We start from the raw sequence: 18244 nt of genomic DNA, 5'->3' as shown, positions 1-18244 counted from the left end.
TAAGGGCCGCTAAGCAGCCCCATAGTTTAAAGCGATTGTTTGATTACCTTGTTGTAGTGGACAACTGATAGTATGCCGAAGATCGAATACAGGATTGTATAAATCACCATCACGACAATCATCGGTGTCAGCATGACCGAGCCAAACAAGAACCAGCCAGATTGGACAGCGAAGTAGCTGTGCAAAAGTCCAATGACAAGCGGGATACCGAAGTTGAATAGCTGTTTGCGCTGGATACCGCGTCGAAGATCAGCCGTTGTGAAACCTAGTTTACGGAGAATTGTATAATTCGGTTTCTCGCTTTCTGCTTCATCCATCTGCTTAAAGTAAAGGATACAGCCAGATGTGATCAAGAATGTCAGGCCTAGGAAACCAACGATGAACAGGGTAAGACCGATCGTGGATTTCTGATCTTCAGCAACATCGATTCTGGATGCGCTGTTATCCTTCGCTTCTAGATCCAGACCATTAAATAAATCATTTGCCTTTTGCAGCTGTTCATCATCTTCAATCGTATAACCGAAATACCAATGATAGCCTTGATTCATATCTGGATTGATATCTTGCTTCAGCTCTTGGAATAGCGCGTCATCGACAATCATTGTCGGCAGTCCGCCCATGGTGTAATAATTGGAAATCGGATATTCATCCTCAAGTCCTGTGTAATGCAGAGCTGTTTCGGTCTCTTTTCCAAGAACTGTAACGTCACCTTCGTCCTTTAGTGACATGAAACGCTGCAGCAACTCATTATATCCAGTCAGTTTCAGTTCATCCGGGGCTACATCCAACCCTGCTGCTTTCTCGCTGATGACAGCTGTATCCATCATAGAAGAATCCAAATTCAGCTCCAGCTCAGTTTGCAGAATGTTTTCGATATTGAGCTGTACTGTGTACACTTCTGCTTTGTCTTCGGTATAAGCGATATTATTATCATCCATTGCCTGACGGAAAGCTTCGGCATCACTTTCTGTTAGTAAGGAGAAATCTTTCCCTCCGGTATAGTTATAAGCCGTTTCTTCGGCAGAATAGTACGTAATATAACTCAAGGAAAGCAGTCCGATGGCTAACGCAGATACTGTCGTGATGATGGTCAGCAGCGTGGCACTGGACTTCATCCGGAACATGATGGAAGACAGAGACAGAACCTGCTTGATGTTCAAATAGCCTCCTTTTTGCTTCCGGACAAGGCTCACCAGAAAGGCGACAGAACCTTTATAGAACAAGTATGTCCCCAGAATGACAGAAAACAAGATAAAGAACATGACTAGGAATAATTCCTTCATCGATGTAAAATCACCATCAAATAATTTTCCTGACACAATATAACCTACTGCAATCAACGCAATCCCAAAAATACCGATGATAACTTGAAAGACTGATAGTTTCCGAGCTGTCATTTCCGTTTTTGATTTCACGTGAAACAATGAAAGAATTGTCTGGCGTTTGATGAAGAGTATATTCATCAACATGATAAGTGCGTAGATACATAGGAATACTACTAGAGTTTGAAGTAACGCCCTTGATGAAAACGTCAAGGATGCAATTCCTTCAACACCGGTAACTTTGAATAATATCATGATTAATAGCTTTGAACCTGCAAATCCCAAAATAATTCCGACGATAAGACTGCCAAAATAAAGAATGGCATTTTCTGCGCTTAATATATTGAAAATCTTATTTTTCGTCATGCCAATCAATTGAAACAGACCAATTTCCTTACTGCGCCGTTTGATAAAAATCGTATTGGCATACAGCAAGAATACAGCAACGATAAAGATAAGCAGAACAGATGCGGTCGCTATACCTGCACCACCTTTTACCGAACCCTCTACAGGATCCATCGCCTTGTCATATTGCAAAGTGACAAAGGCGAAATACAATCCCGAACTGAAAATCAGAGCAAAGACATATAGGTAATAGTTACGCAGGTTTTTCTTCAGATTACGGAAAATCAGACTATTAATGCTCATTTTGCACCCCGCTGAGTACACCTTGTGTGGACATGATGTCTTTGAAGAAGGCTTGGCGCTCTTGCTGACCTTTGTTCAGCTGTGTATAAATCTGACCGTCCTTGATGAAGATGACGCGGCTGCAATAGCTGGCTGCGGCTGGGTCATGTGTGACCATAACGATCGTTGCTTTTCGATTTGCATTCAATGAACCGAGCTTGTTCAACAGATCGGATGCCGATTTTGAATCAAGTGCACCCGTCGGCTCATCTGCGAAAATGATACTTGGCTCATGGATGAATGCACGAGCTGCAGATGTCCGCTGCTTTTGACCACCGGAGATTTCGCTTGGATATTTGTTCTGCAGTTCCATAATACCGAGCTGATTAGCTACTTCCTCAAATTTACGATCAGCCTCTTTCTTTGGCACTTTTTTGATAGACAACGGAAGCAATATATTCTCCTTCACTGTCAGCGTATCAAGCAGATTATAGTCTTGGAATACGAATCCAAGATGATTTTTACGAAATTCAGCAAGCTGCTTCTCTTTCATGTTTGTAATCTCGTTATTTTGGATCAGGATCGTTCCGCCGCTTGCACGGTCAATGGAAGACAGGACGTTCAGCAATGTCGTCTTACCAGATCCGGATGAACCCATGATGCCGACGAATTCTCCTTCCTCGATACTAAGGTCGACACCCCGCAGTACTTCCTGTTTGTTGAATTTATTCCCGTAATTCTTTTGGACTCTTGTCGCTTCTAGAATACCCATCTTTTCGCACCTCTTTATGTGATTTGTTACCTCAAGTATACGGATGCCCTTGCATATGCTCCTGCTTTTCAGCTAACAAACGAACAAAAGCGTGTGACAATCCTGTCACACGCCAGTCATTCCGACCATATCGTTTCGTTTCGGGAAAGTAAGTGTAAAGCATGTACCTTTTCCTAGCTGAGAAGATACATCCACTTTGATCCGAAGCGGTTTTGCTGCTTTCTTGGTCAGATAGAGGCCCATACCGGTGGCAGCCTTATCATGCTGGATAGTGGACGTAAAACCCTGATCAAAAATACGCGGCAAGTCTTTTGCATCAATTCCGATGCCTTGATCCTGGATACTGATTCGCACATGACCATTGATTTTCTCACTTCCAATATGGATGTCGCTGTTTTCACTGTACTTGACTGCATTTGATAACAGCTGACGCAGGATGAATGTGAGCCATTTCGTATCACTCAGCACCACCTCTTCCTCCAAGTCCAATTCGAACCCGATTCCCTTCTGCATACACCACGAGCGCAAGGTGCGTATCTCCTGGCTGATGACAGCATGCAGATCAATCTTTTCTATAAATAAGTCATTTTCTATAAAGGTGATACGCTTTTGATGAATCTGCGTGTCCAATAGCATGTGTACACGCAGCCATTCATACGTCAGCTGCTGTTTCAATGCTGCATCCTCGATACGTTCGATGATCAGCTGCATGGCAGTCAACGGTGTTTTCACTTCATGAATCCAGGAAAGCAGTTCGTCCTTCTCCCGTTCCAATGACTCCCGGCGATCAGTGGAAGTCTTATTTAGGAAGTTTACTTGTTCTTGAAGGCTATCATGGATGATGTATTCATAAGGTCGGTCTGGTTCAGGCAATGTTGACGCGTCCAGACTTTTCTCCCAATCTTTCAATCCGCGATAATAACGTGTTTCACGATGGTAACGAAAGATAAGAAAGGCTATAAACAACAGCCAAAACAACAATAGTACGTAGAGTATGGAATCAAAAGGTATAGTGGTATCCACATACACAATCAACAGCAGCAAACCTGAGAGCAAGACAAACATACAAAGCCAGCTTGCCTTATCCCGAAGAAATTCCCGGATCATGGCTTGTTCATCTCCAATGCACAGTAACCCTGACCCACCTTTGTTTCAATTTGCTGCCCCAAGCCGATATCATCCAGTTTCTTTCGGAGTCGATTCACATTAACGGTCAATGTATTATCACTGATGAAACGCTCATCATCCCATAGACTCGTAATCAATTTCTCCCGGGAGACAATCTTGTTTTTCTGCTCAACCAGAAGCTTTAAAATAAACATCTCGTTCTTCGTTAATTCTACTTTGCCCGCATCATTTTCCACTTCGTTTTTCTCGTAATCGACTGTGGCACCATTCCACGTCTTCAGCTTGACGGTATCGGTGCTATAATTGTACACGCGGCGTAAGATAGCCTGGATTTTTGCGATAAGCACTTCAAAATGGAATGGTTTTTGGACAAAATCATCTCCGCCGAGCTGCATCGCCATGACCATGTCCATTGGATGGTCCCTAGAGGACAGGAAGATGATCGGCACATTGGAATGCGCCCGTATCATGCGGCACCAATGGAAGCCATCATAACTTGGCAGCTGGATATCAATCAGTACCAGGTCCGGCTGTACTGACGAGAATTTTTCCATCACCTGGCCAAAATCATCTATACCATGCACTTCATAAGACCATTGCGTCAACCGCGCCTGAATTTCTTCAAAGAGACTTTTATCGTCCTCGATCAATAGTATTTTAAACACGTTCGTCACCTCATTTGTCTTCCATAAAATTGTAACGAATACCCAATGTTTTTACTAGCACCCTTTGGTAAAGATTGTTTCTATATCTGGCTTGTGCTAGAGTTTTCTCATATAAACAAAGCGAGGTCCTGTACGATGTTTGATCCTACTATATTCGATAACTTGAAAGTGGCTTTCGAGAATCAGCTATATGATTTGGATAATCTGGACAATGAGATTACAATTGTTTCCCGCCACGACCGAATGGAAATGGCTGCAATGTCACGTGAATTCCGACTAGGTTTCACATTGTTCGAAAATGCGGATGTGACCGCTGAAATTTGCCTGGAAGCATCCCTGCGTGATCTAGCCGATGAGATATTGGAGGAGCCGGATAAAAATCCCGGCTGTACATTACGTCTTTTCTTCTATACTACAGTGGAAGATCCCGGTACAGAGTGTCCTGTCATCGAGTCAATACTGACTCAAATTTGGACTCCTCCAAGCCGTCCGGAACAAACGCTGCAGTATGTATACGATAAACAGCAAACGCATTACCAAAATACAGTGGAAGTACGTTTTGATCGGAAAATCAATGAGAATCAAATGGAGGATCTGCCGAATCTGATTGATCATATTCTCGATTCATTGGAGGCTCTTACAATGGAATAAGAAGGCTGCAAATGATACGGAGGAGAGAGCGTTAATGATTCAACGATTCTTTCCATACATGCAGGATGACTGCGGGAAAAGTTAACAGGTGGCATTTCAATTCCCGCTTGCAATGGTACCATCCATCATCTGCTTTAACCATGCGAACGGTAAGCAGGAGTCCTTTTTAGGATTGCAAGATTAAGCAGTGGTCCATATACTTCTAATTTAAGGTACAGAGGGCATCTCTGTACCTTTTTTGACCCTAAGAGGTGAAAAATGGATGATGAAGGAATATTCAGTAAAACATTTGCCAAAATCACCTTACTTTAACAGATTGTAATGATATAATTTTTGTATACATGCACCTCTACTAAGGAGAGATTAATTATGGCAGTTATTCATGAAAGCGAGATTTTACAAATTAAGAAGGATGATGAAAATAACGCTTTGGTTATTAAATTATCTGGTTTTGCTCAGAAAGATAAAGCCGGTTCGTTTGTTTCCATTTACCAGGATGCAGTATCAAAGGTAACTCCTTCAACGATTAATCTGATTATTGACTCGACAGAATTAAAAACATTCCACCAAGAGATTCTTCCGGTATTGACTAAGAGCTACGAACTATACATGAGTAGCGGTTTCAAGAAAGTAATTATGGTAAATCCAAAAGATATTGCCGCTAAAATGCAATTGGCTAGAGTTGCTAGATACGCTCAGTTCAATGGCGTGTTTGTAGACTCAATCGATGAAGCGTACTCACTATCAGAACAGTAATCATATCTTAAGCGGATAGTAAGAAACAGATAGACTACTTTAAGGGGTAGTCTATTTGACTGTAAGGGGGCATACAAAAATGCATCAAAGTGTAATCATCAAAGAAATCGGCGTTTATCATCCAAAAAGAAAAATAAACAATGAAGTATATATAGAGCACTTTAAATCATTAGGTCAAGACGAAGAGAAAGTAAGGAACTTCCTAAAAGATATTGGAAGAGAAAATCGTTACATCTCCGAAGAAGGGGAAACAACACTATCAATGGGTGTGGAAGCAACAAAAAAAGCCCTCGAAAAAGCCAATCTATCAGGAGAAGATTTAGATATTATCGTATTTTCTTCTGGAACTCCAGAATATTTGTTCCCGCCAAACGCTTTAATCATCCATAATGAGATACAGGGGAAACGTGAAGCAGTGGTTTATGATGCTAATTCAGCCTGTGTAGGTATGGTTGTTTCTGTGGATCAAGTTTCCAAAGCACTACTGGCCAATCCAGATTCTAAATATGCACTAATAGTTGGAGCAGAAAGAATGTATCATTATGCTGAAAAAAACGATCCATTTACATATGGCGGTTTTGGTGATGCTTCATGTGCGATTATCTTGGAGAAAGTCAATATAGAGGATGTTGGTGTCCTGGGTGCCTCTTCTAATACTGAATCGCAATACTACAAAGAAATGTTATTTCCAGCATGCGGACTATCAAATATCCTTGATGAGGATGTTCCTAATGATGACAAGCTATTTAAGTGGGGAAAACTTCATTCCGGCCCACTATTTGATTATGCTCCGAAGCAAATCACTGATTTGTTAGAAAAACATAATGTCAATCTATCAGATGTAAAACAATACTTATGTACGCAGGTTTCTATTAGAGCAATGGAAAAAATGATGAATTCCCTCGGGGAAAACGAATTTGATAAGTTCTATATCATTGGTGATACATACGGTTATACCGGAACAAGCAGCCCTTTTATTGCTTTAAATGAAGCAGTGGAAAGCGGAAAAGTGACCAGAGGTGACTACATTGTGTTTTGGTCTATCGGAGCAGGTTACACCGCTTGCGCTTTATTAATGAAGTACTAAACCAATAACAAAATGCATTTACTATAGAAGCAATTGAAAAGGGAAATATACATAAGGCTTCCCCCTTTGCTATGGTTAGGGCGCTTTAACCTTAACAGAGCGTATCCTTTTTTTGCTTGTATAATCAAGAAACTAACATAAATAGATGTGTTCTTCTCCTAATCCTCGGAGAAGAACACATCTTTCGTTTTTATTTTACAGGGTTTGTCCCAGCTTCATTTTTTTGAGGGTGATTATTTGTTTATTTAAGCTGATCGATAACGTAATCCACCGCTTTTTTGGGATCGCGTGTCAAACTGATGTACTCAGCGCCCTTTGTTGCCGCCAGTTTGATACCGAGACGATCGGTATCTTCTTTGATATCTTCAAAATACGACCCAACTTGTGGTGCCAGGATGACCATGTCGTAATCTTGCATGATTTCATAATGGGAGCCATACGCACCAGCGGATGCAGAAATCGGTACACTGAATTGTTCTGCCCCTTCTGTCAATGCATTGGCCAGCATGGCACTAGTGCCTGCGCCTGCGCAAAGGACAAGGACGTTAGTCGGTTTCACTTCATTGGATACTGTTGTCACTTCTGGTTCTGCTGCTTGCGTTGCAGCGATGCCGCTTACTGCTGCAGCCATTGCAGGTTGTGTTCTTGCTGCGGCAGCTTCCAGCTGCGCGTTGCGTGCTTCCTGCATGACTAGCTCTTTATCATATACCTTACAGAATGGCAGGTAGATCAAGAAGTCTACGATGATCAAAGTCAGCACGAGCACAAATGACCATAAACCCATTCCGGTTCCGAGTATAAGTCCGATCGGTGCCGGTGTAGCCCAAGGCAGGACGTACATGAAACTGTTCATGCCGATGACGTCGACGAAGAACTTGAAGATACATACGTTGATCATCGGTGTGAGCAGGAACGGGATGAAGAAATACGGATTCAGGATGATTGGCGCTGCAAAAAGCAATGGCTCATTCACCGCAAAGCTGACCGGTATGAAGGAAGCCTTACCTACCGCTTTTAGTTGCTTGGATTTTGCCAGGAGCATGAAAATGAATGGAACGACAAGTGTGGCCCCTGTCCCGCCCATTGTCCCGACAAAGTTGCCTAGTCCTACTGTCAGTACATTGGATGCATGTTCTCCTGCATTATAAAGCTGAAGGTTTGCCTCGACATTGACGTAAATGATAGCTGCAATGGCAGGTTCCACAATGGATGGTCCGTGTACACCGACAAACCAGAAGAACGCCATCATCCCCCAGATGATCATAATACCTAGATAACCATCGGCTGCTGTGAATAACGGAGAAAGCAGTTTAACAAGCGCTTCGGCAAATGGCACGTCCAACGTTGTACGAACGACCAAGTCGATAATCACCATGCCAAGGACTGAGAAGGCGAATGGAAACATATCCTTGAATGTCTGCGAAATGGTGCCTGGCACTTCTTTCGGCATTTTGATGGTAATATTCTTCAGCACACAGAAACGATAGACATTAACCGTTATGAAAGCTGATACAAACGATGCCAATAAACCTTTGGTTCCCATGTACTCGGCAGAGAACCCTCCATCAATCTGTGAAACACTCAACAGCATGAAGCCGACGATCGATGCCAGCATTACCGATGTCGAGTTGATTACTTTGTTCTTCGGCATCTTTCGGTTCATGGACTCGCTCAAGCTTCTTGCTGTGGTAGCAGAAACAAGCAAGCCCACCACACCCATGGAATAGTTATATACTTTCCACAGCCATGTCGAGACGCTTTCCGGCCAGGCGAATCCTAATACTTCCGGTAAAGCTGCCAGAAGGATGAAAATACTGGCGAATAGAATAGCAGGCATCGCCGTCAGGAAGCCATCCCGCACTGCACCCAGATAAATATTCCGGGAAACCTTTTCGAAAAACGGTTTCCCTTTCTCAATTTGTCCAATAATCCCTTTCATCCCACTTCCTCCTCCTTAGCTCGTTTTGCGGTAGAGCTCGACGAAGTCCTGAACGAGCTCCCGAAGAAGCAATGTTGTCATCAGATGATCCTGACCATGGATGAAGATGAAGCCGATATCCATATCCTTGCCTGCTGCCTCATCAGCCAATATCTGCGTTTGTGCATTGTGAGCCAATTTAAGATTTTCATCAGCACTTTTCAGTTCCTCTTCCACATTCTCAAAGTTACCCGCACGTACCTCTCGCAGCAGCTTCATCAATGAGCTGCGAGCATCCCCGGCATATGCAACAATCTCAAACCCTAGCATTTGCAATGATTCTTTTGTCATAATAATCCTCCTAAAACGCTTTCATTATGTTATTGGAAAGGCACGGCAAACAGCGTCCGCCGTGCAAGTCATCAATTAATCATCTTTGTCTCGCTCAGGCGCTTATACCAATAAGCGGAAGCCTTCGGATAACGCTTTTGCGTCTCGAAATCCACATAAAACAGACCGTAGCGTTTATTGTAGCCGTTTGTCCAAGAGAAGAGATCCATCAAGGACCAGAGGAAGTAGCCTTTCACATTCACACCATCCTCTATCGCTTTGCCGATTGCTTCCAGATAGACTTTGAGATAATCGATTCTCGCCTCATCCATGATGACTCCATCTTCGAACTCATCTTTGTAGCCCATCCCGTTTTCGGTAATATAAATCTTGTTATAATGCGGATAATCCTCTTTTATTCGCACAAGAATGTCATACATGCCTTCGGGATAAATGAGCCAGTCCCAATCGGTGCGTTTCAGGCCTTCTTTATAGATGCGTTCTCCGATTCCTTTCACTTTATAAACAGAGGTCCCTTTATCTCCTGTTCCATTGTGATGAATCTGCGTCTGGCCATCATACGCTTTGACGAAGTGGCATTGGTAGTGGTTGATTCCAAGATAATCATTTCGCCGGGATGCCTTTTTCATGATCTCGAAATCTTCATCAAGGAATTCATAGGTCGCTCCGTTCGCTTCAGCAATTTCTTCGAGTGCTTGCATCGTCTTCTCTGAATAGTATCCGAGATATGTAGCATCCAAGAGGAAGCGGACCGAAAGCGCATCATCCAGAAAAGCTGCATGTCGATCCTCAGGGGAATCAGTTGCCGGATATTTTGTTTCCAATGAATGCACAACCCCGATTTCACCAGGATAATTGTTATCTTTGAACAAGTTGACGGCACGAGCGTGGGCGACCATCATATTATGCAAGCATTGGATGATCTTCGAAAAATCACTTTTTATGGATGGAGGGAAGGTCCCGAGTAAGTACTGGTTCGTTGCCACCGGATAAATTTCATTGAATGTGCTCCAATAACGCACTTCGCTGAATTCCTTAAAACAGAAAGCCGCATAGTCGACGAAGGCATCCAAGTTATCCCGGTTCAGAAAATCACCTTTATCGAACAACTTCTTCGGTGTATCGAAATGATGCAGCGTAACGAAAGCTGTTATATTTCGCTTCTTACACTCAGCGAAAAGATTATGATAAAAGTCCACTCCTTCTTGATTCACCGCACCCGTCCCATCAGGGAAGATTCTCGTCCAAGCAATGGAAATACGGATACCATTAACACCGAACTTTTCACAAAGCCGGATATCCTCAGGATATTGATGATAGAAATCACTGGCTGGGTCCGGACTGAAGCGCCCTTGCTTTTCCAGGAATTCATCCCAGGCTACCGCTCCCTTACCACCTTCCTTTGTTGCGCCTTCTGCTTGATAGGCTGCTGTTGCTCCTCCAAATATGAAATCCTCCGGCAACTTATACATGATTGGATTCCTCCTTATAATGTTTGTTCAAACAGAAATATAATGTTTGTTTTTGTTATCTTTCGTTCATTGTAAACGGATACAACGGTCGTGTCAATGACATTTTTTCTAATAACAGGAATACACTCGTGCATAACCTTCATATATTGTTTGATTTTGTTTATTTATATTGACTGCATAAACTTGCATATGATAAGTTATGTTTAAAGTTTCGAGGTGAAAATAATGTTGAAAAGAGAGCGCTTATTAAAAATAGTGGATATCGTCAACAAACAAGGAATCATAACAGTCAACGATATCATCCACGATTTGAATGTTTCGGATATGACAATTCGCAGAGACTTGGATGAATTGGATAAGGCCGGCAAGTTAGTAAGGATACATGGGGGAGCACAAAGTATCACCCATGCGATGGATCAGGAATTATCCCATGTGGAAAAGCTTGGCGTTCAAGTAGAGGAAAAAACACAGATTGCAGCTCTGGCCGCATCTCTCATAAGTGATCGCGATACCGTTTTTCTCGGTCCAGGAACGACAATTGAACTGCTTGCTCGTCATCTGCTCCAGAAAAAGATCAGGATCATCACGAACAGTTATCCAGTATTTGAAATCCTGACTCAAAGTGATACGGCTGAAATCATGCTGATCGGCGGGGATTTTCGCAAAAATACTGGTACCTTCGTCGGACCGCTGGTCAACAGCAGTTTGCAAAAACTCAATTTCACAAAAGCTTTCATCAGTGCAAACGGCGTCCATAATGAAGAGATTTCCACATACAGCATCGAGGAAGGAGAAGCACATCAGATTGCCCTGAACAACTCTCGCAGCAAGTACTTGCTTGTTGATCATACAAAATTCAACCGGGAAGATTTCTATGTTTTTTATAATCTGCATGACATGGATTATCTGATAACCGATGATCAGCTTCGCGAAGATGTTCAGTCGCATTACGAACAATATGTAGAGGTTCAACTATCGAAGTAGGCTTAAGGAGGAGAAAAAATGAAAGGCGTCATATTCGATTTCAATGGCACTATGTTTTTGGATTCCCACTTACACGAGCAGGCTTGGTTTCATATGGTCCGGAAATATGCTGCTGGATCCATCACGGATGAAGAGATTTTCACAAATATACATGGGCGTACGAATAATGAGATTCTGCGGCATTTCGTGAGTCATGAGCTGTCTGCCGATGATATACGGAAGCTCTCCGATGAAAAGGAAGGTCTTTATCGGGAGCTTTGCCTGCAAAATGAGAAGGATCTTGTACTGACAAACGGCTTAACCGGGATTTTGGATCACCTGAAAGCACAGAATCTGCCTCGTACAATTGCGACTGCAACAGTGAAAGAAAATGTCGCCTTCTATTTCGATGTATTCAAGCTGGACAGGTGGTTCGACTTTGAAACCGTCACATTCGATGACGGCAGCTTCCCAGGAAAACCTGCTCCTGATATCTTCTTGATTGCAGCTAAGAAACTAGGTCTGCAGCCAAGCGAGTGCCTTGTGATCGAAGACGCTTTCTCCGGTCTGACAGCAGCCAAAAAAGCTGGCATCGGGAAGATCATTGCAATCGACCCTTTCGGCAAGAACCGCGAAGCATTCCTACAGAATCAGCTCGGTTCTGATGGTATTATCCAAGACTTTACGAACTTTCACGATATATTAATAACAGAACCCCTCATCTAAACAATGAGGGGTTGCTCCATTACGCCCGCACGGTCTTCCCTAATTCCTTACCAAGACCAAAGTAATGTCTAAAGTTATAGATAAGTGGACTCCATTTACCAGGATCGATATGATGCCCTTCTTTTATAATGTCTTCTTGTGCATGGACGGCAACAGCATCGACCTCTACAATAGCAATACCCTCCATATAGTCAGGCTCCCTGGTGTGCCTTACTTTCCCTTCGATCTGTAAAGGACATTCTGCAACAGCATCCGCACTCACTACTGAGGATATTTTTCTTGTCAGGCCAGCTTCACGGAATTTATCTTTAACGTAGACGCAGCCATATGCCGCTTTACCTGGAGGAATCATTTCTTTTCCTGTGCAAGTAGCAAGCTTCTCCACATGCCGCCATAAATCCGGACTCGGAACATTCAGTACACATTCACCACGGCGCTTCAAATTTTCATATGCTTTCCCGTCGGTACCGAGGCCGATGACTAGAAAATGATCCAATGCCCATGAGGAAGAAATCGGACTGATATTTGTTGTCCCATCCTCGTTAACTGTCGTAAGCAGGACAACTGGGTTGCCATAATATAAGATTTTTGGATTTATTGTTTTATGTACCATAATTTACTTCTCCCCTTTCCATCTTTAGCTTAAAATAAAGATAATACGAACGCCATCGAAATATGGATACCTGGAAAGGAGAATCGATTTGCACTCGCCGCACGTTGCAGCAGCTGCCAGCCTGCTCAGTGAAGAATCACGCAGTATCATGCTCACCATGATGATGGATGGTCGGTTCCATACGTCCGGGGAGCTTGCCCGAGCTGCCGGCATCACTCCACAAACAGCCAGCTTCCATCTTAAAAAACTGGAGGAGGCTGGATTCCTTGCACAGACAAAGCAGGGGCGCCATCGCTATTACGGGTTAAAGGACCCCGCAATCGCGCAAGTCATCGAATCTCTGCTGACAATTACACCGCCTGTCAAAGTCTCCTCGTTCAATCAGGCAGCAGAAGACCAAGCCATCCGCTATGCCCGGACCTGCTATGATCATCTTGCTGGTTCACTGGGCATACTGGTTGCAGAAACGCTTACTTCAAACGAATATGTAAAGAAAGATCAAGATCAATACATCCTCACACCAAAGGGAGAAACTTTCTTCTCCAGTTTTGGTGTCGATCTGGAAGCAATCCGAGGAAAAAGGCGTTCATTCTGCCACTGCTGTCTGGACTGGAGCGAGCGCAAGCATCATCTGGCTGGTTCTTTAGGGAATGCATTGCTGGAGTGTTTTTTGGAGCTAGGTTGGTTGAAAAGAAAATCCGGATCACGGGCACTCCTTCTTACCGAGATAGGAAGAAATGGTTTTGCCGAGATTTTCGATTTGGACATAACGAACAAGCATAAAACACATGACAACAAGGTGTATTTACGATAAAATGTGCATAAGATAACAACGACAAAAAGACCGCCTGGTGCTGGTAACACCAAACGGTCAAGCAATAGCAAGGATTCCTCAAAGGAATCAGCCCACAAAAGAGCGAAAAATAACCTACCCATCATGAGCCGTCACTCAAGGGTGGTTATTTTTTTTGGTTTCTATCAGACATGATCGCAACGATGAGCGTACCGAATGAAATCATCAGCGTCAGCGTTTCGAATACCGTCAGAGGCATCACCTCCCTCCCTGGAGGGATAAGTGAGCCGACCACCCTTGAGTCATCTATGCTATTGTCTGTCCATTATATCAGCCAAGCCTCCAAGCTACATCTTACTTTTGATGGAATTTTTCTGACATTATAAGTTGGTATATTGCTATAATTAGAAAAACACTTAAGGTGGGATGGAATATGCCTTTACTTGATGTACCGTATATCAAGCAGAACCCTGAACTTCCTTCCGGCTGTGAAGTAACTGCCTTGGCAATGGCATTATCTTATTACGGACAAACTGTCGATAAACTGACATTAGCCCGTGAAATGCCAAAGGATGGTGCCCCTGCCGAACGCACTGAAGACGGAACGATCCGCATTTGGGGCGATCCGGAAGACGGTTTTGTCGGAGACGCTTTTGGCAATGGTATCACAATTAACCCGAATCCGTTGAAGCAAGTTGCCGACAAGTACCGGCCAGGAAGTCTGGCATTGTATCAAAAGGAATTTCGTGTCATTGAAACACATATAGCAAATGGACATCCCGTTTTAGTCTGGTTTACGATTCACCATGACATGCCAACTCCACGTATTTGGCATACGCCAACTGGTAAAGTCGTACAAGCACCACGACCGCTGCATTGCATTGTCGTCACTGGTGTCGATGACGAGTATGTTTATTTTCATGACTGTGAATCAACAGAAAAAAGCGGAGAACATATAAGAGTTGAAAAAGCCCACTTTATCCAGATTTATGATGCGATGGGAAGACGCGCACTCGTTATTACATAGTAAAACACGGTTCATGACCGTGTTTTACTTCATCGCTTCATATATTGCTTGTACAACAGGACCATAATCGCCTGTGGCATATTCATCTCCAGCGAATAGATTGCTGTTTTGTTCCGGATCAAGTACAGGTGTATGCTTCTTATTCGTCAGCAGTACAATCCCGAGATCATATTCCGGATCGATGATCGTAACGGTTCCTGTCCAGCCTGTATGTCCATAAGCTGTATCACTTGCCAAGGAACCAAACATCCAATCCATTGTCCCTTCATCTCCATTCCTGCGCCAGCCAAGACCATAGGTTTCATTTGTTGGAGAAGCCGCTGTAAACTGGTCGATTACTTCTTCATTGAAAAATCCCCATTTGCCATATCCGCCACCATTTAACATGACTTGCAGCAGAACAGCCATATCATTGGTGGTCGAGAAAAGTCCCGCATGCCCGGATATACCATCCATTGCATAATAGCTCTTTTCATCATGGACTTCTCCAATGATCGTCTCCGTCCTGATATTCGGGAAAGAGAAATACCCATCTCGTGTATTGCCCAGCCGCTCTGTCGCTGCCACATCTTTCGCTTTCACACCGTTCTCCAATGGATTGAACATCGTATGCTTCAAACGGAGCGGCTCATAGAAAGTTTCTTCCACATACGTATCCAGTCGTTCCCCTGTCACACGTTCCACGATGGCACCCAGAAGCATATAATCAATGTCGCTATACAGATGGTCCGTTCTTGGCTCATATTGGAGCGGCACTTTTGGCAGGAGTTTGATGGTACGTTCGCGGTCCTGTGAATAAAATGCACCTGCGATACCCGGGTTATGAAATTCGATACTCGCTGGAAAACCCGCTTGGTGCTGCAGCAGATCTTGAATCAAAATCGTATCCTTCCCTCTTATCGCTGCATTTGCCTCATCTTTGAATTCTGGAATGTAGTCACTGACTTTATCCGTCAATCTGATGTCTCCCTCGCTGACCAGATGCTGCAATGCAAAATTGGTGGCGTACATCTTTGTATTGGAAGCCAGATCGTATAATGTATCCTTCTTCACTTTCTTCGGATTTTTGAGCTCCTCCAGTCCGTCATACACTTGCCGGTAACCGTAGCGGGAATCCTTCACGATCTTTCCGTCTTTTATAATGATCAATGACGCTCCCGGAAATCCATTTTCAATGTCGGTTTCAATTAATTCATCCACTTTCGCTAAACCTTCCTTAGTGAATCCCGCTTCTTCAACCCTCTTCACCTTTTCCAATGTTGGGTACTCATTGGTGTTAGCAAAAGCTTCCGTAGGGACAAATAATAATAAGAATATAAGTGGGAAAATAGCAAACTGCTGGCCAATACGTTTCATCCGATCTCCTCCTTTGTCTTGTCTACTTTTTCCCTTAAGCCAAGACAAATTCCTTTCTCTACCCAAAAAACACGAAAAAAGCACTGCGATATGCAGTGCTTCAGTTTTGATTACAGGTAAATTTACAGGTCAGTCAATTAATTCCCGATTTTTTTGGTAGGACCTTCGAAGGGATATAAAGTTTGTTACAAATAGCAATAATGCTCCGAGCGAGCTGACCATCAGACCTTCTAACAAAGACACTTCCATCGTTCCAAACAAATAATACAACGAAACCATACCATTGAACACAAGGAAGTAAGTTGATGATTTAACTACTACCAGCTTTCTCTCTCGTCGATACGCTTTTTCCGTCATGACTTCGGCAAACTCCATACCAGACAGAATATACCGAACCCAAACATAAGCTATTGTCCCGAACATCATACATATCAGTACAACCAAATTATCCATAAGGATGAGCTCAAAGCGGGATATAACAATCAGGGAGATTATCGCTATCAGCAGTAATATAGCAGCTTCTGCAAAGTAAACCAGCATATTCCTCCGCTTATATTCATCATTCGGCAGCAAAAAACGAATCCATGTTTTCTCCATCTCACTCTACCTCCCAAAATAGATCATCCAATGTCTTTCCTAATGCTTTTGCAATCGCAACACAAAGCTGCAGTGTCGGATTGTACTCTCCTTTTTCGATTAAGCCGATTGTCTGTCTGGTGACACGCACCTGGCGGGCAAGCTGTTCCTGCGTCATCTTTCGTTCCATTCTTGTAAATTTCACTTTGTTTTGCATATGTCAGACTCCCATGTAATGTATATATTACATTTGCAATATATACATTACATCATGCGCAGCTTTGAGTCAAGACAAAAACGCATGCCTCTGCATGCGTTAATTATCTTTTTTGAGTTGTCTAAATTGCCAGATCACTAGAAAGAGAGAGAAAGCGATAATGATCGAGAGTATGATGATAAGTTTGCTTTCCTCTTCTATATTGATGTAACGTAAAATCACCTGTGGAATATAAAGAACTGCTGGAACAATGACGGAAATCCACGTTTTCCAATATAGTGCTGCCGCAATGAAAATGAAGCAAGCGGCAATAATCACAGCTATATTCATGGACGGACTGATTGTCAGCACTGGTGTCTCAATAAAGAGATCTCCCACCAATATTCCCGTGAACATGGCAGTAGGAGCAAATCCCATCACTATATATAGCATGACGGTAACTTTTTTTGATAGTTTGTTTGCTGCTATAAAGCGATACATTCCAAACAGCAGGAGTATGGTAACAATGAATACCAAGGGATTTCCAATGAGCACCAGCAGGGAATAATCTCTTTCGTCCGCTATCGCCTTATTCATAATGAGATACGCAAAGGCATTCAATAGGATAAGCGGTACAAATATAAGCCAAAACTTTCCATCCGCTTCCACCTCTGCTTCTATTTCCTTCATGTACGCTTTCGGAGACTTCCCGATGATATGCTCGACACTTTTGCCATTCTGTTCCGCTTCATACAAGTGATCTTCAAGTTCTTCCAATAACTCACTTACTTCATCTTCCTTCTTATTGCTGGCAAATAGATAAATCCGCAAGTTATCGAGAAACGCCTGACTTTCCTTGGATAATGTCATGATTGTTCCCTCCTTAGAATGTTATTAACACTGGACGAAACTTCTGCCCATCTTACCTTGAAATCTGCTAATTCTGTCCGTCCTTCTGCAGTTAATTGATAATATTTCCGCTTCGGTCCGCCTGATGGCAATGTTTTACTTGTCGTCGTGACGAGACCTTCTTTTTTCATCCGCAGCAGCAATGGATAGATACTGCCCTCGCTTACCATAGTAAATCCATAGGCTGCAAGCTTCTCCACCATTTCATAGCCATACGTCTCGCGTTCCGCAATGATCGAGAGCAGACAGCCCTCGAGAATGCCTTTTAATAATTGGCTGGATGACAAATTTACTTTTCCTCCCCACTATATTGTTTAGCAAGGTAGTTGATCAAAA

The 18244-nt window shown here is 43.1% G+C and carries 21 protein-coding genes; 7 read left to right on the top strand and 14 right to left on the bottom strand.

Translation table 11 applies throughout. The annotated features are described in order from the left end of the window. Window positions 1-26: 26 nt before the first annotated feature. The 4 genes from AB1K91_RS00765 to AB1K91_RS00750 form a co-directional block, all read right to left on the bottom strand. A complete protein-coding gene (locus tag AB1K91_RS00765; protein WP_413087427.1) occupies window positions 27-1970 on the bottom strand; it encodes an ABC transporter permease in 1944 nt (647 codons plus the stop codon). Beyond that, complete coding sequence (locus AB1K91_RS00760) at window positions 1960-2721, bottom strand: ABC transporter ATP-binding protein (RefSeq protein WP_093726246.1); 762 nt, start codon at window positions 2719-2721, stop codon at window positions 1960-1962. The genes AB1K91_RS00765 and AB1K91_RS00760 overlap by 11 nt, the downstream gene beginning before the upstream one ends. Window positions 2722-2826: 105 nt before the next feature. Then, window positions 2827-3828 (bottom strand): sensor histidine kinase, encoded by a 1002-nt coding sequence (locus tag AB1K91_RS00755; protein WP_413087426.1) that lies wholly within the window; start codon window positions 3826-3828, stop codon window positions 2827-2829. Then, a complete protein-coding gene (locus AB1K91_RS00750; protein ID WP_413087425.1) occupies window positions 3825-4514 on the bottom strand; it encodes a response regulator transcription factor in 690 nt (229 codons plus the stop codon). Before AB1K91_RS00750 ends, AB1K91_RS00755 begins: the two co-directional genes overlap by 4 nt. 135 nt (window positions 4515-4649) lie before the next feature. Here AB1K91_RS00750 and AB1K91_RS00745 point away from each other — a divergent pair, with 135 nt between their 5' ends. From AB1K91_RS00745 to AB1K91_RS00735, 3 genes are all read left to right on the top strand, one after another. Next, a complete protein-coding gene (locus tag AB1K91_RS00745) occupies window positions 4650-5165 on the top strand; it encodes a hypothetical protein (RefSeq protein ID WP_413087424.1) in 516 nt (171 codons plus the stop codon). A gap of 369 nt (window positions 5166-5534) precedes the next feature. Then, window positions 5535-5921, top strand: a complete 387-nt coding sequence (locus AB1K91_RS00740) for a hypothetical protein (protein ID WP_413087423.1) — start codon at window positions 5535-5537, stop codon at window positions 5919-5921. A gap of 79 nt (window positions 5922-6000) precedes the next feature. Continuing rightward, on the top strand, window positions 6001-7008 hold the full coding sequence (locus AB1K91_RS00735) for a ketoacyl-ACP synthase III (protein ID WP_413087422.1): 1008 nt from the start codon (window positions 6001-6003) through the stop codon (window positions 7006-7008). A 241-nt stretch (window positions 7009-7249) separates the two neighbouring features. Here AB1K91_RS00735 and AB1K91_RS00730 read toward each other — a convergent pair whose 3' ends face one another. From AB1K91_RS00730 to lacG, 3 genes are all read right to left on the bottom strand, one after another. After that, window positions 7250-8947, bottom strand: coding sequence for a PTS lactose transporter subunit IIBC (locus tag AB1K91_RS00730; protein ID WP_413087421.1), 1698 nt, complete (start codon window positions 8945-8947; stop codon window positions 7250-7252). Between the two features lie 15 nt (window positions 8948-8962). Continuing rightward, entirely contained in the window at window positions 8963-9277 is a 315-nt protein-coding gene (locus AB1K91_RS00725; protein WP_413087420.1) for a PTS lactose/cellobiose transporter subunit IIA, read from the bottom strand. A 71-nt stretch (window positions 9278-9348) separates the two neighbouring features. Next, entirely contained in the window at window positions 9349-10749 is a 1401-nt protein-coding gene (lacG, locus tag AB1K91_RS00720; RefSeq protein WP_413087419.1) for a 6-phospho-beta-galactosidase, read from the bottom strand. 225 nt (window positions 10750-10974) lie between these two features. Here lacG and AB1K91_RS00715 point away from each other — a divergent pair, with 225 nt between their 5' ends. Then, window positions 10975-11733 (top strand): DeoR/GlpR family DNA-binding transcription regulator, encoded by a 759-nt coding sequence (locus AB1K91_RS00715; protein ID WP_413087418.1) that lies wholly within the window; start codon window positions 10975-10977, stop codon window positions 11731-11733. Window positions 11734-11751: 18 nt separating this feature from the next. Further along, window positions 11752-12438, top strand: a complete 687-nt coding sequence (locus AB1K91_RS00710) for an HAD family hydrolase (protein WP_413087417.1) — start codon at window positions 11752-11754, stop codon at window positions 12436-12438. 19 nt (window positions 12439-12457) lie between these two features. Here AB1K91_RS00710 and AB1K91_RS00705 read toward each other — a convergent pair whose 3' ends face one another. After that, a complete protein-coding gene (locus tag AB1K91_RS00705) occupies window positions 12458-13051 on the bottom strand; it encodes a flavin reductase family protein (protein WP_413087416.1) in 594 nt (197 codons plus the stop codon). 88 nt (window positions 13052-13139) lie between these two features. Between AB1K91_RS00705 and AB1K91_RS00700 the strand changes: the two genes are divergently transcribed. Beyond that, window positions 13140-13865 (top strand): ArsR/SmtB family transcription factor, encoded by a 726-nt coding sequence (locus AB1K91_RS00700; RefSeq protein ID WP_413087415.1) that lies wholly within the window; start codon window positions 13140-13142, stop codon window positions 13863-13865. A gap of 145 nt (window positions 13866-14010) precedes the next feature. Here the strand turns inward: AB1K91_RS00700 and AB1K91_RS00695 are convergent, their stop codons facing one another. Then, window positions 14011-14103 (bottom strand): putative holin-like toxin, encoded by a 93-nt coding sequence (locus AB1K91_RS00695; protein WP_244499261.1) that lies wholly within the window; start codon window positions 14101-14103, stop codon window positions 14011-14013. Window positions 14104-14277: 174 nt separating this feature from the next. Here AB1K91_RS00695 and AB1K91_RS00690 point away from each other — a divergent pair, with 174 nt between their 5' ends. Continuing rightward, complete coding sequence (locus AB1K91_RS00690; protein WP_413087414.1) at window positions 14278-14871, top strand: C39 family peptidase; 594 nt, start codon at window positions 14278-14280, stop codon at window positions 14869-14871. Between the two features lie 24 nt (window positions 14872-14895). Here the strand turns inward: AB1K91_RS00690 and pbp4b are convergent, their stop codons facing one another. The 5 genes from pbp4b to AB1K91_RS00665 all read right to left on the bottom strand — a co-directional run bounded on the left by pbp4b (window position 14896) and on the right by AB1K91_RS00665 (window position 18195). Next, complete coding sequence (pbp4b, locus tag AB1K91_RS00685; RefSeq protein WP_413087413.1) at window positions 14896-16227, bottom strand: penicillin binding protein PBP4B; 1332 nt, start codon at window positions 16225-16227, stop codon at window positions 14896-14898. A 129-nt stretch (window positions 16228-16356) separates the two neighbouring features. After that, complete coding sequence (locus AB1K91_RS00680) at window positions 16357-16824, bottom strand: hypothetical protein (RefSeq protein WP_413087412.1); 468 nt, start codon at window positions 16822-16824, stop codon at window positions 16357-16359. A gap of 1 nt (window position 16825) precedes the next feature. Continuing rightward, complete coding sequence (locus AB1K91_RS00675; protein WP_413087411.1) at window positions 16826-17020, bottom strand: helix-turn-helix transcriptional regulator; 195 nt, start codon at window positions 17018-17020, stop codon at window positions 16826-16828. Window positions 17021-17119: 99 nt separating this feature from the next. Then, complete coding sequence (locus AB1K91_RS00670) at window positions 17120-17869, bottom strand: HAAS domain-containing protein (RefSeq protein WP_413087410.1); 750 nt, start codon at window positions 17867-17869, stop codon at window positions 17120-17122. After that, window positions 17866-18195: a PadR family transcriptional regulator gene (locus AB1K91_RS00665; protein WP_093726263.1), complete on the bottom strand. Its 330-nt coding sequence runs from the start codon at window positions 18193-18195 to the stop codon at window positions 17866-17868. Before AB1K91_RS00665 ends, AB1K91_RS00670 begins: the two co-directional genes overlap by 4 nt. Window positions 18196-18244: the final 49 nt, after the last annotated feature.

Origin of the sequence: Terribacillus jepli (assembly GCF_047228925.1) — a bacterium.
GTDB lineage: Bacteria > Bacillota > Bacilli > Bacillales > Amphibacillaceae > Terribacillus.
Note: the sequence above shows the minus strand (reverse complement) of the source record. Positions and strands in the feature narration are given on the sequence as shown.

Excerpts from the sequence above, each read along its gene's own strand:
- AB1K91_RS00765 (WP_413087427.1), bottom strand. The coding sequence starts at position 1,970 with ATGAGCATTAATAGTCTGATTTTCCGTAATCTGAAGAAAAACCTGCGT.
- AB1K91_RS00760 (WP_093726246.1), bottom strand. The coding sequence starts at position 2,721 with ATGGGTATTCTAGAAGCGACAAGAGTCCAAAAGAATTACGGGAATAAA.
- AB1K91_RS00755 (WP_413087426.1), bottom strand. The coding sequence starts at position 3,828 with ATGATCCGGGAATTTCTTCGGGATAAGGCAAGCTGGCTTTGTATGTTT.
- AB1K91_RS00745 (WP_413087424.1), top strand. The coding sequence starts at position 4,650 with ATGTTTGATCCTACTATATTCGATAACTTGAAAGTGGCTTTCGAGAAT.
- AB1K91_RS00740 (WP_413087423.1), top strand. The coding sequence starts at position 5,535 with ATGGCAGTTATTCATGAAAGCGAGATTTTACAAATTAAGAAGGATGAT.
- AB1K91_RS00735 (WP_413087422.1), top strand. The coding sequence starts at position 6,001 with ATGCATCAAAGTGTAATCATCAAAGAAATCGGCGTTTATCATCCAAAA.
- AB1K91_RS00730 (WP_413087421.1), bottom strand. The coding sequence starts at position 8,947 with ATGAAAGGGATTATTGGACAAATTGAGAAAGGGAAACCGTTTTTCGAA.
- AB1K91_RS00725 (WP_413087420.1), bottom strand. The coding sequence starts at position 9,277 with ATGACAAAAGAATCATTGCAAATGCTAGGGTTTGAGATTGTTGCATAT.
- lacG (WP_413087419.1), bottom strand. The coding sequence starts at position 10,749 with ATGTATAAGTTGCCGGAGGATTTCATATTTGGAGGAGCAACAGCAGCC.
- AB1K91_RS00715 (WP_413087418.1), top strand. The coding sequence starts at position 10,975 with ATGTTGAAAAGAGAGCGCTTATTAAAAATAGTGGATATCGTCAACAAA.
- AB1K91_RS00710 (WP_413087417.1), top strand. The coding sequence starts at position 11,752 with ATGAAAGGCGTCATATTCGATTTCAATGGCACTATGTTTTTGGATTCC.
- AB1K91_RS00705 (WP_413087416.1), bottom strand. The coding sequence starts at position 13,051 with ATGGTACATAAAACAATAAATCCAAAAATCTTATATTATGGCAACCCA.
- AB1K91_RS00695 (WP_244499261.1), bottom strand. The coding sequence starts at position 14,103 with ATGCCTCTGACGGTATTCGAAACGCTGACGCTGATGATTTCATTCGGT.
- AB1K91_RS00690 (WP_413087414.1), top strand. The coding sequence starts at position 14,278 with ATGCCTTTACTTGATGTACCGTATATCAAGCAGAACCCTGAACTTCCT.
- pbp4b (WP_413087413.1), bottom strand. The coding sequence starts at position 16,227 with ATGAAACGTATTGGCCAGCAGTTTGCTATTTTCCCACTTATATTCTTA.
- AB1K91_RS00680 (WP_413087412.1), bottom strand. The coding sequence starts at position 16,824 with ATGGAGAAAACATGGATTCGTTTTTTGCTGCCGAATGATGAATATAAG.
- AB1K91_RS00675 (WP_413087411.1), bottom strand. The coding sequence starts at position 17,020 with ATGCAAAACAAAGTGAAATTTACAAGAATGGAACGAAAGATGACGCAG.
- AB1K91_RS00670 (WP_413087410.1), bottom strand. The coding sequence starts at position 17,869 with ATGACATTATCCAAGGAAAGTCAGGCGTTTCTCGATAACTTGCGGATT.